Genomic DNA, 17656 nt, shown 5'->3' with positions numbered 1-17656 from the left:
GTGTTCCGAGCCGGCGCGCGCCCCACGGCGCAGAGACCGGGCACTCGACGGCCGGGCGATCCCGGCATCGCCCGGCCGGTCCGGGCTACGGGAGACGACGCGGCGCCGTCTCCCGCCGAAACGGGTCTTCGCCGGAGGCGGGGGTCCGACCTTTTCCAGCACCGGAGATGAAGGCCATGTCCTCGACATCCACGTACGATCTCGCCTCCGCGTCCTCCCCCACCGGAACGGCGGAACCCACGGAAGACGACCGCAGCCCGATCACGCTCAAGCTGGGCAACGGGCCCCTCTCCTCGAAGCTCTATGTGGAGCGCGTCGCTGGCCGCGAGGCCATCTCGGAGACCTACGAATTCCGGGTGACGTTCCACTCCGATGCGACGATCAAGGCCGACGATGTTTTGGGCCAGAACGCCGACCTGACGATCCGGGTCGATGACGCCAGGATGCAGGTCCAGGGCGTCGTGGCGGAGTTTCAAGCCTTCGATCCCCTCGGCGACAGGGACTATTCCTACGAAGCCCTGATCGTGCCGCAGCTGAAGCTGCTCGCCTACACGAAGCAGAATCAGGTCTATGGGACGGACGCGGCGATGTCCGTCACGGACCTCATCGAGAAATCCCTCTCAGGGACGCTGAGCACCCATCGCCGTAACGTCTCGGTCGAGCATCAGACGGTTTTCGTGACAAGCTACGACGAGAGAAGATATATTGTCCAATATGACGAGTCCGACCTGAATTTCCTCTCGCGCTGGTGCGAGCACTACGGAATATTTTACTTCTTCCACCGCTACCCTGTGGCAAGCAAGGATAAAGCCGGAAACGATATTCCGGAGATGGACGCCACCGGCCTCAAGCTGGTCGAAAAGGTGATGTTCAGCGATACGAACACCGCCTTCAAGGCCGCGCCGTCTCATCTGAGATATTGGGACAGGGCGACCACTCACACCAGTCCTGCCGCAGGTTCCGTGACGTCGTTCCGGTTCGTCGCACGGATCGTCCCGCAGAAGATCATCCTGCAGGAATACGATTACAACAACCCCGCCACCGAGCTGAACGCGGAAGCAGACGTCACGAGTCGCGGAATCGGAGAGATCGTCGCATACGGCGAAAACTATGCGACGCAGAAGGACGGTAAGGGCCTCGCCACGGTGCGGGCCGAGGAGATCGCCTGCCGCCGTACGACCTACCAGGGGGAAAGCAACTCACCGCTGCTGCGGCCGGGCGTCTACTTCGAGTTGCATGATCATCCTACGCTGTCGGGGCAGTATGTTGTCGTCTCGGCCGAGCACGAATTCACCACGCCCGCGCCGCAGGGCTTCACCGGGGCGGGCTGGCCAGAGGGCGCACCGTTCCGCAACCGGTTCACGGCGATCCCGTTCGAGACCCCCTTCCGTCCCGAACGCCGCACGCCCCGGCCGGTGGCCGCTGGCCTGTTCACCGCCAAGGTCGACACGGCGGCTCAGGACAAGATGGTCGAGCTGGACCCGCGAGGCGGGTACCGGGTGCGCCTGAGCTTCGACGACAGCGGCAAGGTCGACGGCAAGGCGAGCGACACGGTGCGCAAGGCCGAACCCTATGCCGGCCCCTCGGACATCGGCATGCACTTCCCCCTCCTGAGGGGGACAGAAGTGATGCTCGCCTGCGTGAATGGCGACATCGACCGGCCCGTCATCCTGGGCGCCCTGTTCGATGGCGCGAACAAGAGCGTGGTGACCCTCGACAACGCCACGCACCACCGCATCCGCACGCGCTCCGGCGCGTTCATGGAAGCGAGCCACATGGGCAATGCGCCGGCCTCGAGCGAGGCCTTCGATCCCGAGTCGGGAACGCAGGGGGCATGACCGAGCCCCGCCGGCCATCCCGCGGGGATGAAGCACCATGACCTGGCAACCGGCGGTGCGGGAGCCCGACTCCCTCGCCACCCTCGTGCACGACTCGGTGCGGGCTCACCTCTTCCCCGGCGAGTTGGATCCAAGGGGTTTCCGCCCCGTGCCTGGGGAGAGCTGGCGCCAAGCCGTCCTTCCCGATGGAACGGTGGTGCGGGCCGACCTCGCGGCCAGCCCGGCCACGCAGCGCCGGCACGGGCCGCGGGCCTGCGCCGGAATCCGCGTCACCGGCGTCCTCACCGTGGACCGGACGGGCTACCGAGTCGCGGCCGATGTCTGCATCGACCTCGCCACCCGGGCCGTCCTGTCCTGCGACGCCCGGATCGAGGCCGTCTCGCCCTGAGCAGAGACCTGCGCAGCCGGCCCGGAACGCGCGGGAAGCTGCGCAGTCACACGAATGATGTGAATCTAATTTCCTGAATCAAAACATAGCTTTAATACACTTCGAAGCCTTGGTACGGGGCTTGCCGAAGGGAGTCCGCCGGGCTGAACCGGCAAGAACGATTGCGAGGACAGACAGATGGCGCTCGACGCATACATGACCATCAAGGGCCAGAAGCAGGGGGACATCTCCAGTGAGGCCAGCACGATCAAGAGCGCCGGTGCGGGCGCCAAGTTCGACAAGCACGGCAACGAGATCACCGTTCTGGCCCTCGTGGGCGCGGTGGTGAATCCCCGTGACCCGAAGTCCGGCGTCACGAGCGGCGCCCGTGTCCACCAGCCGGTGACCTTCACCAAGCTGACGGACCGGTCCTCGCCGCTGCTGTGGCAGGCCCTCGCCAAGGGCGAGACCCTCACCGAGATCAGCTGCAAGCTGTACCGTCCGGACACCGCCGGCCTCGGCGAGCCGGAGGAATTCTTCGAGTACAAGTGGGAGAACGCCAAGCTCTGCGAGGGCAAGTCGTATCTTCCCCTGACCGTCGATGCGTCGAACGACCACCTGCGTCCGATGGAAGACTGGTCGTTCACCTACGAGAAGGTGACCTGGAAGCACACCAAGGCTTCCACGGAAGGTGAGGATTCCTGGCAGGCCGCCTAATTCATCGGGCGGGACAGCGTCAATAAATGGCTGTCCCGCCCCCTTGATGAGGCAAATCGTCACACTTCTGAAGCGATCGGGCACGCATGTGACCGAAGCCGGCTGACTGCTCCGCACCTCCGCGACCGCATTTCTTCGGGCCCCCGGTGAAGCCTCGATGATCCAGATCGATCTCAAGCAGCTGCTTGGACGGCTGAACTCCTACGTGAAGCGGTCCGTGGAAACGGCTGCGGGGTTCAGCGTCGGGCTGACCCACTACGAGGTCACCGTCGAGCATCTGCTGCTGGCCATGACGCACGACGACCAGCGGGACCTCGGCCTCATCGTCCGGCGGTTCGGCCTGGACGCGGCGCAGTTCGAGCAGGGGCTGAAGCGGGCGACCGATTCGTTCCGGTCGGGCAATGCCGGCCGGCCGGTCTTCTCACCGGTGTTGATCGAACTCCTCACCGACGCGTGGCTCATCGCCTCGGTGGAACTTGGCCAGCCGCAGATCCGCTCCGGCGCCATCCTGGCGGCCTTGCTCGCCAACCCGAGCCGCTACGCCATGACGGAGTGGTTCGACGCATTGCGCGCCGTGCCCGTCGCCGAGCTCAAGGCGGATTTCCGCACCATCGTCGCCGCCTCGTCGGAGGAGGCGGTGCCGCCCCGGAGCAGCGCGGGGGGAGAGCGGAGCGCGGCGGCCCCGGGCCCCTATCCCGGCGCGTTCGCAGGCTCGTCGGCCTCGGACAGCGCCATCGAACGCTTCACGGTCAACCTCACCGAGGAGGCCCGCAAGGGGCGGATCGACCCGGTCTTCGGCCGCGACCGGGAACTCCGGCAGATGATCGACATCCTCGGCCGGCGGCGGAAGAACAACCCGATCTGCGTGGGCGACCCCGGCGTCGGCAAGACGGCGGTCGTGGAGAGCCTCGTCCTCAAGATGGTGAGCGGCGACGTCCCGGACTTCCTGAGGGACGTGGATCTCCTCAGCCTCGACCTCGGCATGCTCCAGGCGGGCGCGGGGGTGAAGGGCGAGTTCGAGAAGCGCCTGAAGAACCTGATCGAGGAGGTGAAGGCCGCCCCCAGGCCGGTCGTGCTGTTCATCGACGAGGCGCACATGCTCGTGGGCGCCGGTCCTTCGGCAGGGGCCGGGGACGCGGCGAACCTCCTGAAGCCCGCCCTCGCACGGGGGGAATTGCGGACCATCGCGGCCACCACGTGGTCCGAGTACAAGCAGTACTTCGAGAAGGACCCGGCCCTGGCCCGCCGGTTCCAGCTCGTGAAGCTCGACGAACCCTCGCCGGAACAGGCCACCATCATCGTGCGCGGCCTGCGGGCTGCCTACGAGAAGAGCCACGGCGTCTATATCCGCGACGACGCGGTGGCCGCCGCGGCCCAGCTCTCGGCCCGCTACATCACGGGTCGCCAGCTCCCCGACAAGGCGATCGACGTCCTCGATACGGCCTGCGCCCGGGTGAAGCTCTCGCTCTCGACCAAGCCTGCGGCCATCGACGACCAGGAGGTGCGGATCGCGACCCTGCGGCGGGAGCGGGAGGCCCTGGCCCGGGACCGGGGTACCCTCGGCCTGGACGATCCGCGGATCGCCGAGGTGGAAGGGGAGATCGCCCGGCAGGAGGAAGACAGGACCGCGGCGATGGCCCGGTGGGAGCACGAAAAGGTGCTGGTCGACCGTATCGTGGCCCTGCGGCACCGCCTCGGCCTCGGCCCCGACAGTCGTGCGGCCGGAGAGGATGATCGCGACGGCCTGACGGAAGCCGAGCGTGCCTCCGCCGAGGGGGAGCTTCGGCAGACGGTTGCCGTCCTGGAGAACACGCGGGGCGGCGTCGCGACCATCCAGTACGAGGTGACCGCCGACGCCGTCGGGCAGGTAATCGCCGACTGGACGGGGATCCCGGTCGGCAGCATGGTCAAGGATGAGGCCTCCGCGATCCTGGGCCTGGGTGCGAACCTGCGCGCCCACATCAGGGGGCAGGACCACGCCATCGCCGCCCTGGACGAGGGGATGCGGGCGGCCAAGGCGGGGGTGAACAATCCCGGCCAACCGATGGGCGTGTTCCTGTTCGTCGGCCCGTCCGGTGTCGGCAAGACGGAACTGGCGACCAAGCTCGCCGACCTGCTCTTCGGCGGTGAGCGCTTCCTCATCACCATCAACATGTCGGAGTTCCAGGAGAAGCACACCGTCTCCAAGCTCGTGGGAGCGCCAGCGGGCTATGTCGGCTACGGGGAGGGCGGCCTCCTGACCGAGGCGGTGCGCCAGCGCCCCTACTCGGTGGTGCTGCTAGACGAATGCGAGAAGGCCGACCCCGAAGTCCTGAACCTATTCTACCAAGTGTTCGACAAGGGCAGCCTCGCCGACGGCGAGGGGCGGCTCATCGACTTCAAGAACACCGTCATCGTCCTGACCTCGAACCTCGCCAGCGACCTGATCACCGATCTCGGCTCGCGGCCGGACCGGCCGGGCGCCGGGGCCCTCGCCGATGCGATCAGGCCGGTCCTGTCGCGCCACTTCAAGCCGGCCCTGCTGGCGCGGATGCGCGTGGTGCCGTTGTATCCCTTGATGCCGGAGGTGCTGGACGAGATCGTCCGGATCAAGCTGGACAAGGTCGGGAGGCGCCTGCGCGAGAGCCGGAAACTGACCTTCAGCTACACCGACGCCGTGGTGCAGGTCATCATGGCGGGCTGCACCGACATCGAGTCCGGCGCCCGCAAGGTCGATCATATCATCGACCGGACCCTCCTGCCGGAGATCGCAACGGGCATCATCCGCACCATGGGCAGCGACGAGGTGATCGACAGCCTGCACGTCGATGCCGATGCGGATGGGGGCTTCCTGTTCGACTTCGGGCACGCCCCGGCGCCCCGCCCCGCCGCGCTGGCCGCCGGGTAGGACCGCCGTGGACACCGAACCCCTGCTCGACCCCCTCGCGGTCGCCGAGGAACTGATCGAGCTCACGAAGACCCTCTCCACCGAGCGCCGGCTGGAGGCGCTGCTGGGGGCCGTCGTCACCTCCGCGCGGCGCCTCACCCGGGCGGAGGGAGGGCGCGCTCTGGTGCTGGACCGGACGGGCCGCCATTTCCATGGGATGGTCGGCCAGAACGAGGCTGCGCCGGAGGCCGCCACCCTGGCCGGCGAGATCCCGGTCTACGACAATCGGCATGCCTTCAACCTGCGCGACGCGAACGTCTTCGCCGCCGTCACGGGCAAGATCGTCAACCTCGCCGACATCTACGCCTACAGCCCCTTCGACTTCACGGACCTGCACCGCTGGGACGAGCGGACCGGCTATCGCACGCGCTCCTTCGTGGCAGCGCCCCTGTGGAGCATCGAGGGGGCGACCCTGGGCGTGCTGCAGCTCATCAACGTCCGGATCACGGCGGCCGGCGAAGCCGGCCCCTTGCCGAAGGTGTTCGAGCGGGTCGTCGCCTCCTTCGCGGCCCATGCGGCGGTGGCCATCGCCAACGCCCGGCTGTTCGAGGAGAACCGCGAACTCATCCGCCAGCTCAACCGCCGCAACGCCGACCTGACCCGGGAGAATTCCCGCCTGAAGGCGATCGCCGCCCAGCCGCCCGATGCGCAGATCATCGGCGAGAGCGCCCCCTTCCGGGCCGCCCTCGACCTCGCCCGGCGGGCGGCCTCCTCCTCCGTGGCGGTGCTGCTCCTGGGGGAGACGGGCACGGGCAAGGACGTGTTCGCCAACGCGATCCACCGGCTCGGCAAGCGAAGCGGCCGCCCTTTCGTCGCGCAGAACTGCGCCGCCCTGCCGGAGACGCTTCTGGAGAGCGAACTCTTCGGCCACCGGAAGGGGGCCTTCTCCGGCGCCCTGGCGGACAAGAAGGGCCTGGTGCAGGAGGCGAACGGCGGGACGCTGTTCCTGGACGAGATCGGCGACATGCCGCTGCCCCTCCAGGCGAAGATCCTGCGCCTGTTGGAGGACGGGTCGGTGCGCCGCCTCGGCGACACCCGGATGGAGAAGGTCGACGTGCGCATCGTCGCGGCGACCAACGCGGACCTGCCGCTCAAGATCTCCCAGGGCCTGTTCCGGGAGGACCTCTACTACCGCCTGAGCACCTTCCCGGTGATTATCCCGCCCCTGCGGGAGCGCCCGTCCGACATTCCCCTGCTGATCGATTTCTTCCTCCACCGGATCGCCCGCAGCCATGGCCATGCGGTTTTCGCCTTGACGCCCCGCGCCCTGGAGGCGCTCTGCCGCTGGCGCTATCCGGGCAACATCCGGGAATTGAAGAACATCGCCGAGCGCGCGGCGCTGCTCATCGACGGCGACGAGCGCATCGACCTGCGCCACCTGCCGCCGCACCTCGCCCGGTCGGCGCCGGAGATCATGCCTCAGCAGGCGTCGCTCCCGGCGGAGGGGGACGGGAGCCTGCGGTCGGCCGTGCAGCATTACGAGGCCATCGTCATCGAGCGCCGGATGCGCGAGGCGGGCTGGAACCAGAGCCGCGCCGCGGAGCTGCTCCAGATCTCCCGCCGCAGCTTGGTGGACAAGCTGCAGCGCTACGCGATCAAGGCCTCCTGAGGGGATCGCGCACGCCCATGGCCCTTCTCATCAAACCGCGCTCCCTGGGCGTGATGACCAAGGCGGAGAGGCGCCCGCCGGGGGCGAGCCTCGTGCTCTCGGCCTTCGGGATGTTCGATCTTGCGGCGCCGGACCGTCGGCGGTTCGAGGGCGAGCAGGCCCTGTGGATGCTGGTGGCCAAGGAATTGCCGCCGGGCCGGGTGTTCGACATCGGTCTGCCGAAGCCACAGGCGGAGGTGCTGGTGGCGGGCCATGCGGCGGCTGCCGCCGGCCGGCCGGTGCCCCGGATGGGCCTGAGCTGGACCTTCGGCGGCCGCAGCAAGAGCCTGCTCGTCACCGGGGATCGGTTCTGGCGGATGGCCGACGGGACCGCCGTGAGCACGGAGCCGCGGCCGTTCCTGCAGATGCCGCTGATCCCCGCCCGCTGCTTCGGCGGCCCGGGCCATGCCGGGAACCCGGAAGGGACGGGCTTCCGGGCCTCCGAGCGCCTCCTGGCGCAGGAGACCGTGGCGCTGCCGAACATCGAGATCCCCGACGCCGCCATCCGCGCGGTCGGCGATGTGCCGCCGAGCGCAGCCTTCGGGCCGATGGCCCCGGACGACCCAAGGCGCCTGCGCCACGCGGGCACCTACGGGTCCGAATGGCTGAAGACCCGGGCGCCGGGGCTGGCGGCCGACGCCGACCCCCGCCTTTTCCTGTTCGCGCCGGAGGACCAGCGCCTTCCGCGCCACCTCGCCGGCGACGAGGCCTACGCGCTGAGCCACTTCGCGGCGGATTCGCCGGAGATCAGCGCCACGCTGCCGGGGTTCCGGGTGCGCTGCTTCGTGGGCTGGGTCGACCCCGGCAAGCCGGTGGTCGAGGTGCCCCTGCGGATCGACACGCTGTGGCTCGTGGCCGGGGCCCGGCGGGGGATCCTCGTCTACCGGGGCGCCCTTCCGGTGGAGGATTTCGAGGCGAGGGACGTGGCCGACACCCTGTTCGTCTACGAGAGCGCTGAGGACGAGCCCCTGCCCGCGGCGCATTACCTGCGCATCAGGGACCTGCGCCTGGACCCGGAGAACGGGCACAAGCACGCCTTCTCGGAACATCAGCTCGCTCCGCCCCTGGCGCCGGAGGAGCTGGAGGCACGCGCGGCCCGGCGGAAGGAGATCGCCGCCGCCCGCCTCGCCAAGTGGCGGGACGATCAGGCCTGGCTCCAGGAGAAAATGCTCAAGGACTCGGGTCTTCCCCGGGAACTCTGGCCGGCGATGGAGATGCCGGAGCCGGAGGATCACGGCATCCCGATGCCGCTCCCGGAGGAACTCGCGAGCGGTGAGATCGACCTCGCCGAGATCCTCGACGCGATGGAGGCAGCCTCGGCCCGGATCGAGGCGTCGATGCGGGACATGGAAAAGCAGGCCGCGCCGCTGCTGGCGGCGAGCGCGGAGATCACGTCGGGACAGGCCGGGCCCGAGGCCATCGACCGCCTGTTCGCCGCCCTCGGCCAGCCGGGGACCGCTGCCGAGATCGATGCCGGCCTCGCCGGGATGCCCGACCTGTCGGAGCTGCTGCCCGAGGGCGATGCCCGGTCGGATGTCCTCGACAAGGTCGAGGCGCTGGCGGACTGGCGCACGGCCATGCTGGACGCCGCCAACCCGAAGGTGGACGAGGTGCGGCAGCTGGAGCTGGCGCGGGCGCGCTTTCTCGGCCTGCCGGAGGGGCGGCCCTTCGCTGAACTCCGGAGCCAAGCGGGCGACATCGCCTTCCCCGACATCGACGGCCTCCTCGATCTCGCGGCCCTGCCCGAGGGGGCGGAGCTTCCGCCGCCCGAGCCCCCCGATGCCGCCCTCGACCGGATCCTGAACCTCATCGCCGAGACGCCGGAGGTGCCGGCGGGAACGGGGGAGACGATCGTGGGCGCCTTCGCCGACATCGACGACGGCCTCCGGCGATCGTTCCCGAATCTCGGCGCCGGGCCGGGGGGAGCCCTGGCGGCCCTCAGCGCGCTCGCGGGGCCGCAGGCACCGCCCCCGAAGGACCCGGCCGCGGCGATCGCCCAGGCCAAGGCCGAGCTGGCAGCCGTCCCCGCCACGCTGGAGGCGGCCCTCGACGAGGCGGAGCCCAGGCTCATCGAGTCCATGACGGAGATGCGGCGGCGGTCGCCGGAGCCGGTGGCGCCGGAGCGGCCCCTGACCCCGGCGGTGGCCCGGTCGCTTGGGGAACTGATCCTGGCCGAGGCGAGGGGCGGCCTGAACCTCGCGGGGCGGGACCTCGCCGGCGCCGACCTGCGGGGTTTCGACCTCAGCGGCCTCGACCTGTCGGGGGCGATGCTGGAACGGGCCTGCCTCGACGGCGCGCGGCTCGCGGGGAGCCGCCTGACCGGGGCGACCCTGTGCGGCGCTTCCCTGGTGGGGACGGACCTGTCGGGCTGCGACCTCGGCCAAGCCAACCTCTGCAAGGTGGACGGGCGCGAGGCCCGGTTCGCCGGGGCGCGGATCGTGGGTGCGTCGCTGTTCGGCGCCGGCTTCCCGGCGGCGGTGTTCGACGGGGCGGAGATCGAAGACTTCAGCGCCATGCGGATGGCGTTCGACGGGGCGTCGTTCCGGCAGGTCCACCTGCGGCAGGGGAGCTTCATGCAATGCTCCCTGCCGGGGACGGACTGGACCGGCGCGAGCGTCGAGAAGGTGTCGTTCATGGATGTCGATTGCACCGGCATCGGGTTTGGCGGGGCGCGCCTGTTCGAGGTCGGGTTCCTGCAGGTGCGGGCGGCGGGGGCGGAGTTCGGCGAGGCCGACCTCGGCAGCGTGATCTTCGCAGGGGAGGCGGACCTGCGGGAGGCCCGGTTCCAAAGGATCACCTCGCGGCAGCTGAGCTTCCAGAAGGCGGACTTGACCGGGGCGTCGTTCGAACGCGCCCGGCTCGACGGATCCTGCTTCATCGAGACCCGCCTGAGCCGGGCGAACTTCCGCGCCGCCTCCCTGCGGCAGGCGCTCCTATCCCACAACGACCTGGGCGGCGCCGACCTCGCCACGGCGAACCTGTTCGAGGCGCAGCTGAACCGGGCGGATCTGAGCGGCGCGCTGCTCCGGTCGGCGAACCTCTACGGCGCCGACCTCGCGGATGCGGCTCTGGCCGGTGCGGATTTCACCCGGGCAAATCTTGGCGGGACCCGGTTGGAGAATCCCAGCGATGGTTGAGGACCTGCTCGATCACCTCGCCCATAGCTGGCCCTACCAAGACGGCAACCTCGCCGGCTGCGACCTCGCCGGGGTGAGCCTCGGGGAGGGGGCGGTGATGACCACCTCGTTCCGCGGCGCGTCCTTCGCCGGGGCGCGCCTCAAGGGCCTGAGCTTCGTCCAGTGCGACCTGACCGGCTGCCGCTTCGACGATGCGGTGATCGAGGAATGCAGCTTCATCTCCTGCGCCGCGGGGGAGAGTTCCTGGCGGGGGGCCCGCCTGCCCCTCACCAGCTTCATCGAATGCACGATGGCAGGGGCGAACCTCTCCTACGGCACCCTCGACCGGACCACCTGGATGCGCGGCAGCCTCATGGGGGCGATCCTGGCCCAGGGCGCCTTCTCCGGCGTCGGCATCCTGGAATGCACCCTCGACAACATCGATCTCACCGGGGCGTCCCTGACCAACACCGCCATCGTCAAGGCCGATCTGCGATCGGCGGCCCTCACGGGCCTGCGCTGCGAGATGTTGCTGCTGACGGAGTGCGACCTGACCGGGCGGGACCTGCGCTCCCTGTCCCTGCCCCGGTGCAACCTGATGAAGGCGAAGCTCGACCGGGCGGACCTGTCCGGGATCGATCTGAGCGGCGCGATGCTCGTGGAGGCGAGCCTCACGGGGGCGAACCTCCGGGACGTGCGGGCTCCCATGGCGATCTTCGCCAAGGCCGATTTGGGGGGCGCCGACTTCACGGGGGCGAACCTGCCGGGGGCGGTTTTCCAGGAGGCACGGGCGCCGGGCTGCCGCTTCGACGGGGCATTGCTGGACAGGACGACCTTTGCCGGCGTGCAGGCGCAGGCCGCCTCGTTCCGGGAGGCCGGGCTGGCCTATGCCCGCTTCGCCCACGCGCTGCTGGACCACGCGGATTTCAGCCGGGCCCGGTTCCTGCGGACGGATTTCCACTGCGCCCGGACGGACGGCGCGCTCTTCCACGGGTGCTCCGGCGAGATGCTGGAGACCGTGCCGGAACGGGCCGTGGGTGAACTTTACGATCCGGGGGTGGTCGCACCGCCCGGCGAGAGGGTGTGAGACGATGTACTGGAATGGCAACGGACCGATGGCGGGGATGCATTTCGCCTTCCCGGACGTGTGCTTGGTGCCGGGCCCTTTCGGGCCGATCCCCATGCCCTTCCCCAACATCGCCCAGACGCCAATGGCGATGCCGAACCAGCAGAAGGTGATGCTGATGGGCATGCCCAGCCACAACCTCATGACGAAGACGGCTTTGTCCCAGGGCGACGAGGCGGGGACGATGGGCGGTGTCGTGTCTCACACGGGGATGGGACCGGCCTGTGGGGCGATGGGATCGAGCAACGTCATCCTCTGCGGCGCACCGGTGGCGAAGTTCGGGATGCCGACGAAGCAGAACGGCACCGTGCCTAATGCAGTCGGCATGACGATCGCCCCATCGCAGACCAAGGTCATGAGCATGCGGTGACCGGGCTACCGGTTCGAATGACGGGGAGGTGGCTCGCTTCGTCCCGGCCCCGCCGCGCACTCATCGGCGAATCCTAAAACGCATCAGGAGGCTTCGATGGCCAACACTCAGACAGATCAAACGACCCCCAAAGCGACGACAGAGCCACCAAAGGCTTCGCAGGGAACTACGTCCAAGGATCCGCACATCTTCCACGAGCCGAATGAAAATTCGAACAATCTCAAGCATAAAAAGGTCGAAAGCCCGGTAAATCAAAGCAATTCTCCAGACACAACGGCCAACGATGACCCGAATCTTAAAAAAAGCAAGGATCTAGAGGATTACCTTACAGCCGAAGCGGCCTTGGTAAACGGGCCGCAATTTCGGTTCGTTCAAGCCGATACGCCAAATTCCTACATCGAGCAGACGTCATACATTCGGTTGGGAAGCTACCTGAATGTCGATGATATCCATACAGAGGCGTCTCTGGTCACGAACTTGGCCACAAGTCTCAGCCGTGTGACAGACGAGCATGTTGGGGCAGAGGCAAACTCGGAAGCCGCGAAAGCGAATACGTGCCACGATCCCGCCAAGAATTATGTGACCACGACACAAGCAACCGAGAAGATCCATGTCAGCACATTTGCCCATCTCAATTCTAAAAATAATGGAATTCTTATATATACCAATCATGATCTCCAAGAGAATATCATAGGTTCGGCTTTGATGAAGTACGGCAGAGGTCACTCTGTCGAAGTCACGGATTATGATTCGTCGTATCATGTTCAGGACGGAAAATACGCCCTGTCGGCCGCGAACGGGATCTTTATCTCTGCCGGCATGACCGGCGAGGTCGGTGAACAAGTCGCGAACGATCCAGCCAACGTCGAAATTACTGCATCTGGATACATCAAGCAAACCGCATTCGGAAATCTCGATGACAGGACCTATGGAGACAGTTCGAAGGTCGTGCACGGAGACACCTCCGAACTGTTGATAGGCAAGAAAACCTCACGCATTCACGGTGCTGATACCAGCATGAAGATGGCAGCGGTGACCTCGCTGGTGTTGGGGCATGAAACCAACCTCAAAATAGCCACCAAATTTTCACTTACAGGGTCGGGTGAAATTAACATTTGTCTTTCCGGGGTTTTTAACTCTTTCTTCGGCTCAAAATCTGATTTTATATTAGGTCGTGAAGTTAAAACCATAATGGGTTTGTCGGCGAAAAGTGTTGTGGGGAGCGATAGTAAATTTGTTACCCTCAACGACTTCAAACAAGTAGCATTTAGCGATGTTAAGACCGTTGGAACACTCGATGCCAAAAAGGCTCTGACAAGCTATTCTAATGTAATCTACGAGCAAAAAGAAACAAATTTTGGCTTTAGCTCTGATTTTATAGCGAAAAGGAGAGCGGAATATGAAGAAAAAATCAATAAATTCAAAACCGAAAAGTCCATCGGCAAATATTCATTTGCAGAAGTCAACATAATGAACTGAATATGTCCCATCACGCCCTCGAAACCCTCGTTGTCAACACCGTCCATGAATCTCCCCTTACCGCAGCGACGCTCGTCGCCCTGTCCGATTCCGGCGAGTGGGCCGTTATCGAACGCGACGGGCAACGCCTCGACGCGGCGGTGGCGACGGGGTGCCTCGTCCGGCCCCGGCCGGGGGATACCGTGCTGACCTTCGGGGGGGAGGACGGGCTGTTCGTCGTCCAGGTGCTCCGGCGGCCCGGCGGCGGCCCGGCCACCGTGTCCGTGCCGGGGGGAGGGCCCCTGGCCATCGCCGGGGAGTCCCTGTCCCTCACCGCCCGGCGGCGCCTGTCGCTTGAGGGGGATCGGCTCGACCTGCGGGGGCGCAGCCTCGCCCTCGTCGCCGAGGCCACCACATGGCTGGGTAAGCGCATCACCGGCGTGGTCGAGCGCTTCCAGCTCTCGGCACAGACCCACGAGACCAACGCGAGAACGATGGTCGAGAAGGCCGTCACCCGCACGGCCGTGGTCGAGGAAACCGACACCCTCCGGGCCGAGACCCGCTTGGTGAAGGTCGGGGGCATGGCGGCGGAATCGGCGGCCAGCAAGGTCGTCGCCGTGGCCGACGACCTGCGCCTCGACGGCCAGCGCATCACGATGGGATGACCGGTGACCGACGCCCTGCGGCCCCTCGACACGACGATCCGCGACAAGATCAAGGCGGCCGAGCGCTTCATGGCCGCCGGTCGCCTGGATGAGGCCGGATTTCTCCTCGACGGGGTGCTGAAGCTCCGCCCGTACGATCCCGACGTCCTGAACGCCCTGGCCGCCCTGGCCCTGGCCGCGGGAGACTTGCCCCGGGCAGGCGCCATCCTCCGCCCGGCAACGACGGCCTACCCACACCATTCTGGCCTCGTCACTAATTTGGGGACGCTCCATCAGATGGAGGGCCGCCTCGTTGAGGCGCAGGCCTGTTTCCTCCGCGCCGCCGCCCTTGCGCCGGACCGGGAGGCCCCCCTGCACGCCCTGGCCCTGACCCGGCTGATGGCCGGCGACAGCGATGGTGCGGAGGAGGTGGCGTCCCGCCTCCTCAACCGCCATCCCGATTCGGCGGGAGGCTTCGGGCTGCTCGGGCTCGTCGCACTGGCACGGGACGACCGGCCTTCGGCGATCGCCGCCTTCCGGCAGGCCCTTGCCCGCCAACCGGAAGATCCGGCGATCCTGCGGAACCTCTCGGCCTGCTGCCTGCAGGAGGGCGATGCGGCGGAAGCCCTGGCCCTGGCCGAGCGGGCGCACCTCGCCGCCCCCCTCGACGTAGAGACCACCGAACACCTCGCCCTCTGCCAAGCCGAGGCCGGGCGCATGGGCGAGGCGGAGGCGACCTGCCGGACCGTCCTCGCCTTCGCGCCGAACCATATCGGCCTGCGCGGGCTGCTCGCCCGGATCCACCTCGCCGACGGCCGGGCCGAAGCCGGCCTCGCCGAACTCACCCAGTTCGCCCGGGCCAACCCCCGCTCGGCCGAAGCGATGGTCGCCCTGGCAATCGCGGCGCGGCAGGCGGGCCGCCCCGGCACGGCGACCCCGCTCCTCGACCACGCGCTGGCCCTCGAACCCGACCACGCGACGGCACGGGCCCTCCGGGACGAGATCGCCCTGGCCGAAGGCCGCTTCCCGGAAAAGGCGGAGGCGGAGGTGCCCCCGGGGTCCCGCCTCGTCGTCCCCCGGGACCTGCCGGCGGGGGAATTCGTCCTCCTCGCCCGCTTCCTGCCGGCCCTGGCGGATGCGGCGGGAACGGTGAAGCTGAGCGCGCCGGAGGCCTTCGCAACCCTGGCCGCCCATCTCCCCGTGAGCCTCGACGTCGCCCGGTCCGCTCCCGGGGAGCCGACATTCCCCTTCGTGGGCCTGCTGCGGGGCTTTACCCTGTCGCCGGACCGGCTTTGGGAGTCGAAGCCCTATCTCAGCCCGGACCCCGCCCTTAGGGACCGCTGGCGCCGGTCCCTGGAGGAGCATCCCCGGCCGTGGATCGGCGTCGCCTGGAACCGCGGGGCAGGGGGGCTGCCAATGGCGCAGATCCGCGCGGCGCTGCCCCCCGACGGGAGCGCGGTCAGCCTGATGGTCGATGAGGGCCGCCATGAGCTCAAGGACTGGCCCGAGGCCATCGATGCTGGCCGCCATTTGGCCGATTTCGCGCAGATGATCGCCCTGATCGCCAACCTCGATGCCGTTATCGGCCCGGATGTGGCGATGCTCCACATCGCCGGCGCTCTCGGCCGGCCGGGCGTGGCGGCGGCCGGGTGCCACCGGCCCTGGGCCTGGGCGAACCGGGAGGGCCACTCCCTCTGGTATCCGACCCTGCGCGTCGCCACCCAGAGCCAGCCCGGCGCCTGGGACGCGGTGGTGGAGGCCCTCCGGGCGGAGGTCGTCCGCCTCACCGCGGAAGGTCCGGCACCCGCACCCGGCGATGCCGACGCCCCGCGTTGACCGGGTCGGGAGCGCGGCCTTAGATCCGCCCCGCGGGCGACGGGCGGCGTGGACCGCCGGTTTCCGCCTTCATCCCGTCACGGAGCGACGCCCGATGCGCATCCCGACCCTCGTTCTGCTCACCTGCCTCTCGTCCCTCCTCGCCGGAGCGGCCATCGCGGGGGACGTCACCGCCGGCGCGCTGAAGATCGGCCAGCCCTGGTCCCGGGCGACCCCCAACGGGGCGAAGGTGGCGGGGGGCTATCTCAGCGTCACGAATACCGGCGCGGAGCCGGACACCCTGACCGGCGGCACCTTCGACGAGGCCGGCAGCGTCGAGATCCATTCCATGTCCATGGAGGGCGGCGTGATGAAGATGGCCCCCGTGGAGAACGGGCTCGTGGTCAAACCGGGCGAGACGGTGACCCTCAAGCCCGGCGGCCTCCACCTCATGTTCCTCGGCCTGAAGGATCCCCTGAAGAAGGGCCAGACCGTGAAGGGTACCCTGACCTTCGCCAAAGCCGGCTCGGTGCCGGTGACCTTCACCGTCGAGAGCCTCGCCGCCAAGGCTCCGGGGCAAGGGGGCATGGAGATGGAGCACGGCGCGTCACACCAGCACTGAACCCCTGGGCGCGCCCGGCCCGCGGAACCGGGCGCGCCGACATTTCAACCTCCAGTATGAGCTATCTCATTAATACAATCTAATTACTTTGTTTTTGGGCCGAACCGAGGCCAATAGTGTGTTGGCTTCGCTCGTGTCCCGCGCTAGAGCGACCGTGATACCTCGCTGGACTGCGGATCACCCCTCGAAGGTCGCCCGCCGCCACGATCCACGGAGCATCTGCAACCATGGTCGCACCGGCTTCCGTCCGCCCCGGCATCTACGTCGCCTCGCCGGTCTACGGGGCCGCCTGCTTCATGCCCTACGTCACGGGTCTGCTGTCGCTGCAGCGGGCCTGCCTTGAGGCCGGGATCGGGTTCGAATACTTCTACGTGAGCGGAACCGCCCTGTTGCACGAGCATCGCAACGTCGCGGCGTCTGCCTTCATGAACCACAGCGACCTGTCGCATCTGCTCTTCGTCGATGCCGATCTCGGCTTCGAGGGTGAGGACATCCTGCGGATGTTCCATGAGCAGAAGGATGTCGTCCTCGGCCCCTATCCGGCCAAGCACATCAACTGGAAAGCGGTGGTCGAAACGGCCCGGAACCGGCCGGACCTTCCCCCGGCGGAAGTCGCCCTGCGCGCGGCGGACTATACGACGAACTTCTACGGGCTGGAGGACCAGACCGCCTTCGAGCCCGACCAGCTGAACCCGATCCACGCGGGCGGCGCGGGTCTGATGCTCCTCGCCCGGACGGCCCTGGCCGAACTCGACCGCTCCTATCCCAAGGCGCGAAGCCGGTTCCCCGATTCGTACCGGCACCTCGTGCCCGGCGTCGAGACTTTGGTCGAATATTTCGCCTTCGACCGGGAGCCCGACGGGCGGCTGCTCTCGGAAGACATCACCTTCTGCAAGCGGTGGCGGGACATCGGCGGCGCGGTCTACGCCGCCCCCTGGGTCCGCTCCGTGCATGTCGGGCCGTACTATTTCCAAGGCGATCTGCCCCGCCTCCTGAAGGGCGCGTGACG

At 67.8% G+C, this 17656-nt stretch carries 13 protein-coding genes; all 13 read left to right on the top strand.

Annotation, left to right across the window (positions count from 1 at the left end; genetic code table 11):
- The first annotated feature begins 176 nt into the window (after nt 1-176).
- The 13 genes from MFF22_RS21505 to MFF22_RS21445 all read left to right on the top strand — a co-directional run bounded on the left by MFF22_RS21505 (nt 177) and on the right by MFF22_RS21445 (nt 17654).
- On the top strand, nt 177-1838 hold the full coding sequence (locus tag MFF22_RS21505; RefSeq protein ID WP_238252620.1) for a type VI secretion system Vgr family protein: 1662 nt from the start codon (nt 177-179) through the stop codon (nt 1836-1838).
- A gap of 37 nt (nt 1839-1875) precedes the next feature.
- Nucleotides 1876-2226, top strand: a complete 351-nt coding sequence (locus MFF22_RS21500) for a hypothetical protein (protein ID WP_238252619.1) — start codon at nt 1876-1878, stop codon at nt 2224-2226.
- Nucleotides 2227-2403: 177 nt separating this feature from the next.
- Entirely contained in the window at nt 2404-2922 is a 519-nt protein-coding gene (locus MFF22_RS21495; protein WP_238252618.1) for an Hcp family type VI secretion system effector, read from the top strand.
- A gap of 157 nt (nt 2923-3079) precedes the next feature.
- Nucleotides 3080-5809 carry a type VI secretion system ATPase TssH gene (gene tssH, locus MFF22_RS21490; protein WP_238252617.1) on the top strand — a complete coding sequence of 910 codons (2730 nt, stop codon included), beginning with the start codon at nt 3080-3082 and terminating at the stop codon, nt 5807-5809.
- 7 nt (nt 5810-5816) lie between these two features.
- Entirely contained in the window at nt 5817-7457 is a 1641-nt protein-coding gene (locus MFF22_RS21485) for a sigma-54 interaction domain-containing protein (RefSeq protein WP_238252615.1), read from the top strand.
- Between the two features lie 17 nt (nt 7458-7474).
- Complete coding sequence (locus tag MFF22_RS21480; protein ID WP_238252613.1) at nt 7475-10633, top strand: DUF2169 family type VI secretion system accessory protein; 3159 nt, start codon at nt 7475-7477, stop codon at nt 10631-10633.
- Nucleotides 10626-11699, top strand: a complete 1074-nt coding sequence (locus tag MFF22_RS21475) for a pentapeptide repeat-containing protein (RefSeq protein ID WP_238252611.1) — start codon at nt 10626-10628, stop codon at nt 11697-11699. Before MFF22_RS21480 ends, MFF22_RS21475 begins: the two co-directional genes overlap by 8 nt.
- 37 nt (nt 11700-11736) lie before the next feature.
- Nucleotides 11737-12108, top strand: coding sequence for a DUF4150 domain-containing protein (locus MFF22_RS21470; protein ID WP_238252609.1), 372 nt, complete (start codon nt 11737-11739; stop codon nt 12106-12108).
- Nucleotides 12109-12204: 96 nt separating this feature from the next.
- Nucleotides 12205-13587, top strand: coding sequence for a hypothetical protein (locus MFF22_RS21465; RefSeq protein WP_238252608.1), 1383 nt, complete (start codon nt 12205-12207; stop codon nt 13585-13587).
- 2 nt (nt 13588-13589) lie between these two features.
- A complete protein-coding gene (locus tag MFF22_RS21460) occupies nt 13590-14231 on the top strand; it encodes a DUF3540 domain-containing protein (protein ID WP_238252607.1) in 642 nt (213 codons plus the stop codon).
- A 3-nt stretch (nt 14232-14234) separates the two neighbouring features.
- Nucleotides 14235-16046, top strand: a complete 1812-nt coding sequence (locus MFF22_RS21455) for a tetratricopeptide repeat protein (RefSeq protein ID WP_238252606.1) — start codon at nt 14235-14237, stop codon at nt 16044-16046.
- A 94-nt stretch (nt 16047-16140) separates the two neighbouring features.
- A complete protein-coding gene (locus tag MFF22_RS21450; RefSeq protein WP_238252605.1) occupies nt 16141-16647 on the top strand; it encodes a copper chaperone PCu(A)C in 507 nt (168 codons plus the stop codon).
- A 227-nt stretch (nt 16648-16874) separates the two neighbouring features.
- Entirely contained in the window at nt 16875-17654 is a 780-nt protein-coding gene (locus MFF22_RS21445) for a hypothetical protein (protein ID WP_238252604.1), read from the top strand.
- Nucleotides 17655-17656: the final 2 nt, after the last annotated feature.

The organism is Methylobacterium persicinum (assembly GCF_022179525.1).
GTDB lineage: Bacteria > Pseudomonadota > Alphaproteobacteria > Rhizobiales > Beijerinckiaceae > Methylobacterium > Methylobacterium persicinum.
The sequence above is the reverse complement of the archived record's forward strand: the minus strand, read 5'-3'. Positions and strand labels throughout refer to the sequence as shown.

Excerpts from the sequence above, each read along its gene's own strand:
- MFF22_RS21505 (WP_238252620.1), top strand. The coding sequence starts at position 177 with ATGTCCTCGACATCCACGTACGATCTCGCCTCCGCGTCCTCCCCCACC.
- MFF22_RS21500 (WP_238252619.1), top strand. The coding sequence starts at position 1,876 with ATGACCTGGCAACCGGCGGTGCGGGAGCCCGACTCCCTCGCCACCCTC.
- MFF22_RS21495 (WP_238252618.1), top strand. The coding sequence starts at position 2,404 with ATGGCGCTCGACGCATACATGACCATCAAGGGCCAGAAGCAGGGGGAC.
- tssH (WP_238252617.1), top strand. The coding sequence starts at position 3,080 with ATGATCCAGATCGATCTCAAGCAGCTGCTTGGACGGCTGAACTCCTAC.
- MFF22_RS21480 (WP_238252613.1), top strand. The coding sequence starts at position 7,475 with ATGGCCCTTCTCATCAAACCGCGCTCCCTGGGCGTGATGACCAAGGCG.
- MFF22_RS21475 (WP_238252611.1), top strand. The coding sequence starts at position 10,626 with ATGGTTGAGGACCTGCTCGATCACCTCGCCCATAGCTGGCCCTACCAA.
- MFF22_RS21470 (WP_238252609.1), top strand. The coding sequence starts at position 11,737 with ATGCATTTCGCCTTCCCGGACGTGTGCTTGGTGCCGGGCCCTTTCGGG.
- MFF22_RS21465 (WP_238252608.1), top strand. The coding sequence starts at position 12,205 with ATGGCCAACACTCAGACAGATCAAACGACCCCCAAAGCGACGACAGAG.
- MFF22_RS21460 (WP_238252607.1), top strand. The coding sequence starts at position 13,590 with ATGTCCCATCACGCCCTCGAAACCCTCGTTGTCAACACCGTCCATGAA.
- MFF22_RS21450 (WP_238252605.1), top strand. The coding sequence starts at position 16,141 with ATGCGCATCCCGACCCTCGTTCTGCTCACCTGCCTCTCGTCCCTCCTC.
- MFF22_RS21445 (WP_238252604.1), top strand. The coding sequence starts at position 16,875 with ATGGTCGCACCGGCTTCCGTCCGCCCCGGCATCTACGTCGCCTCGCCG.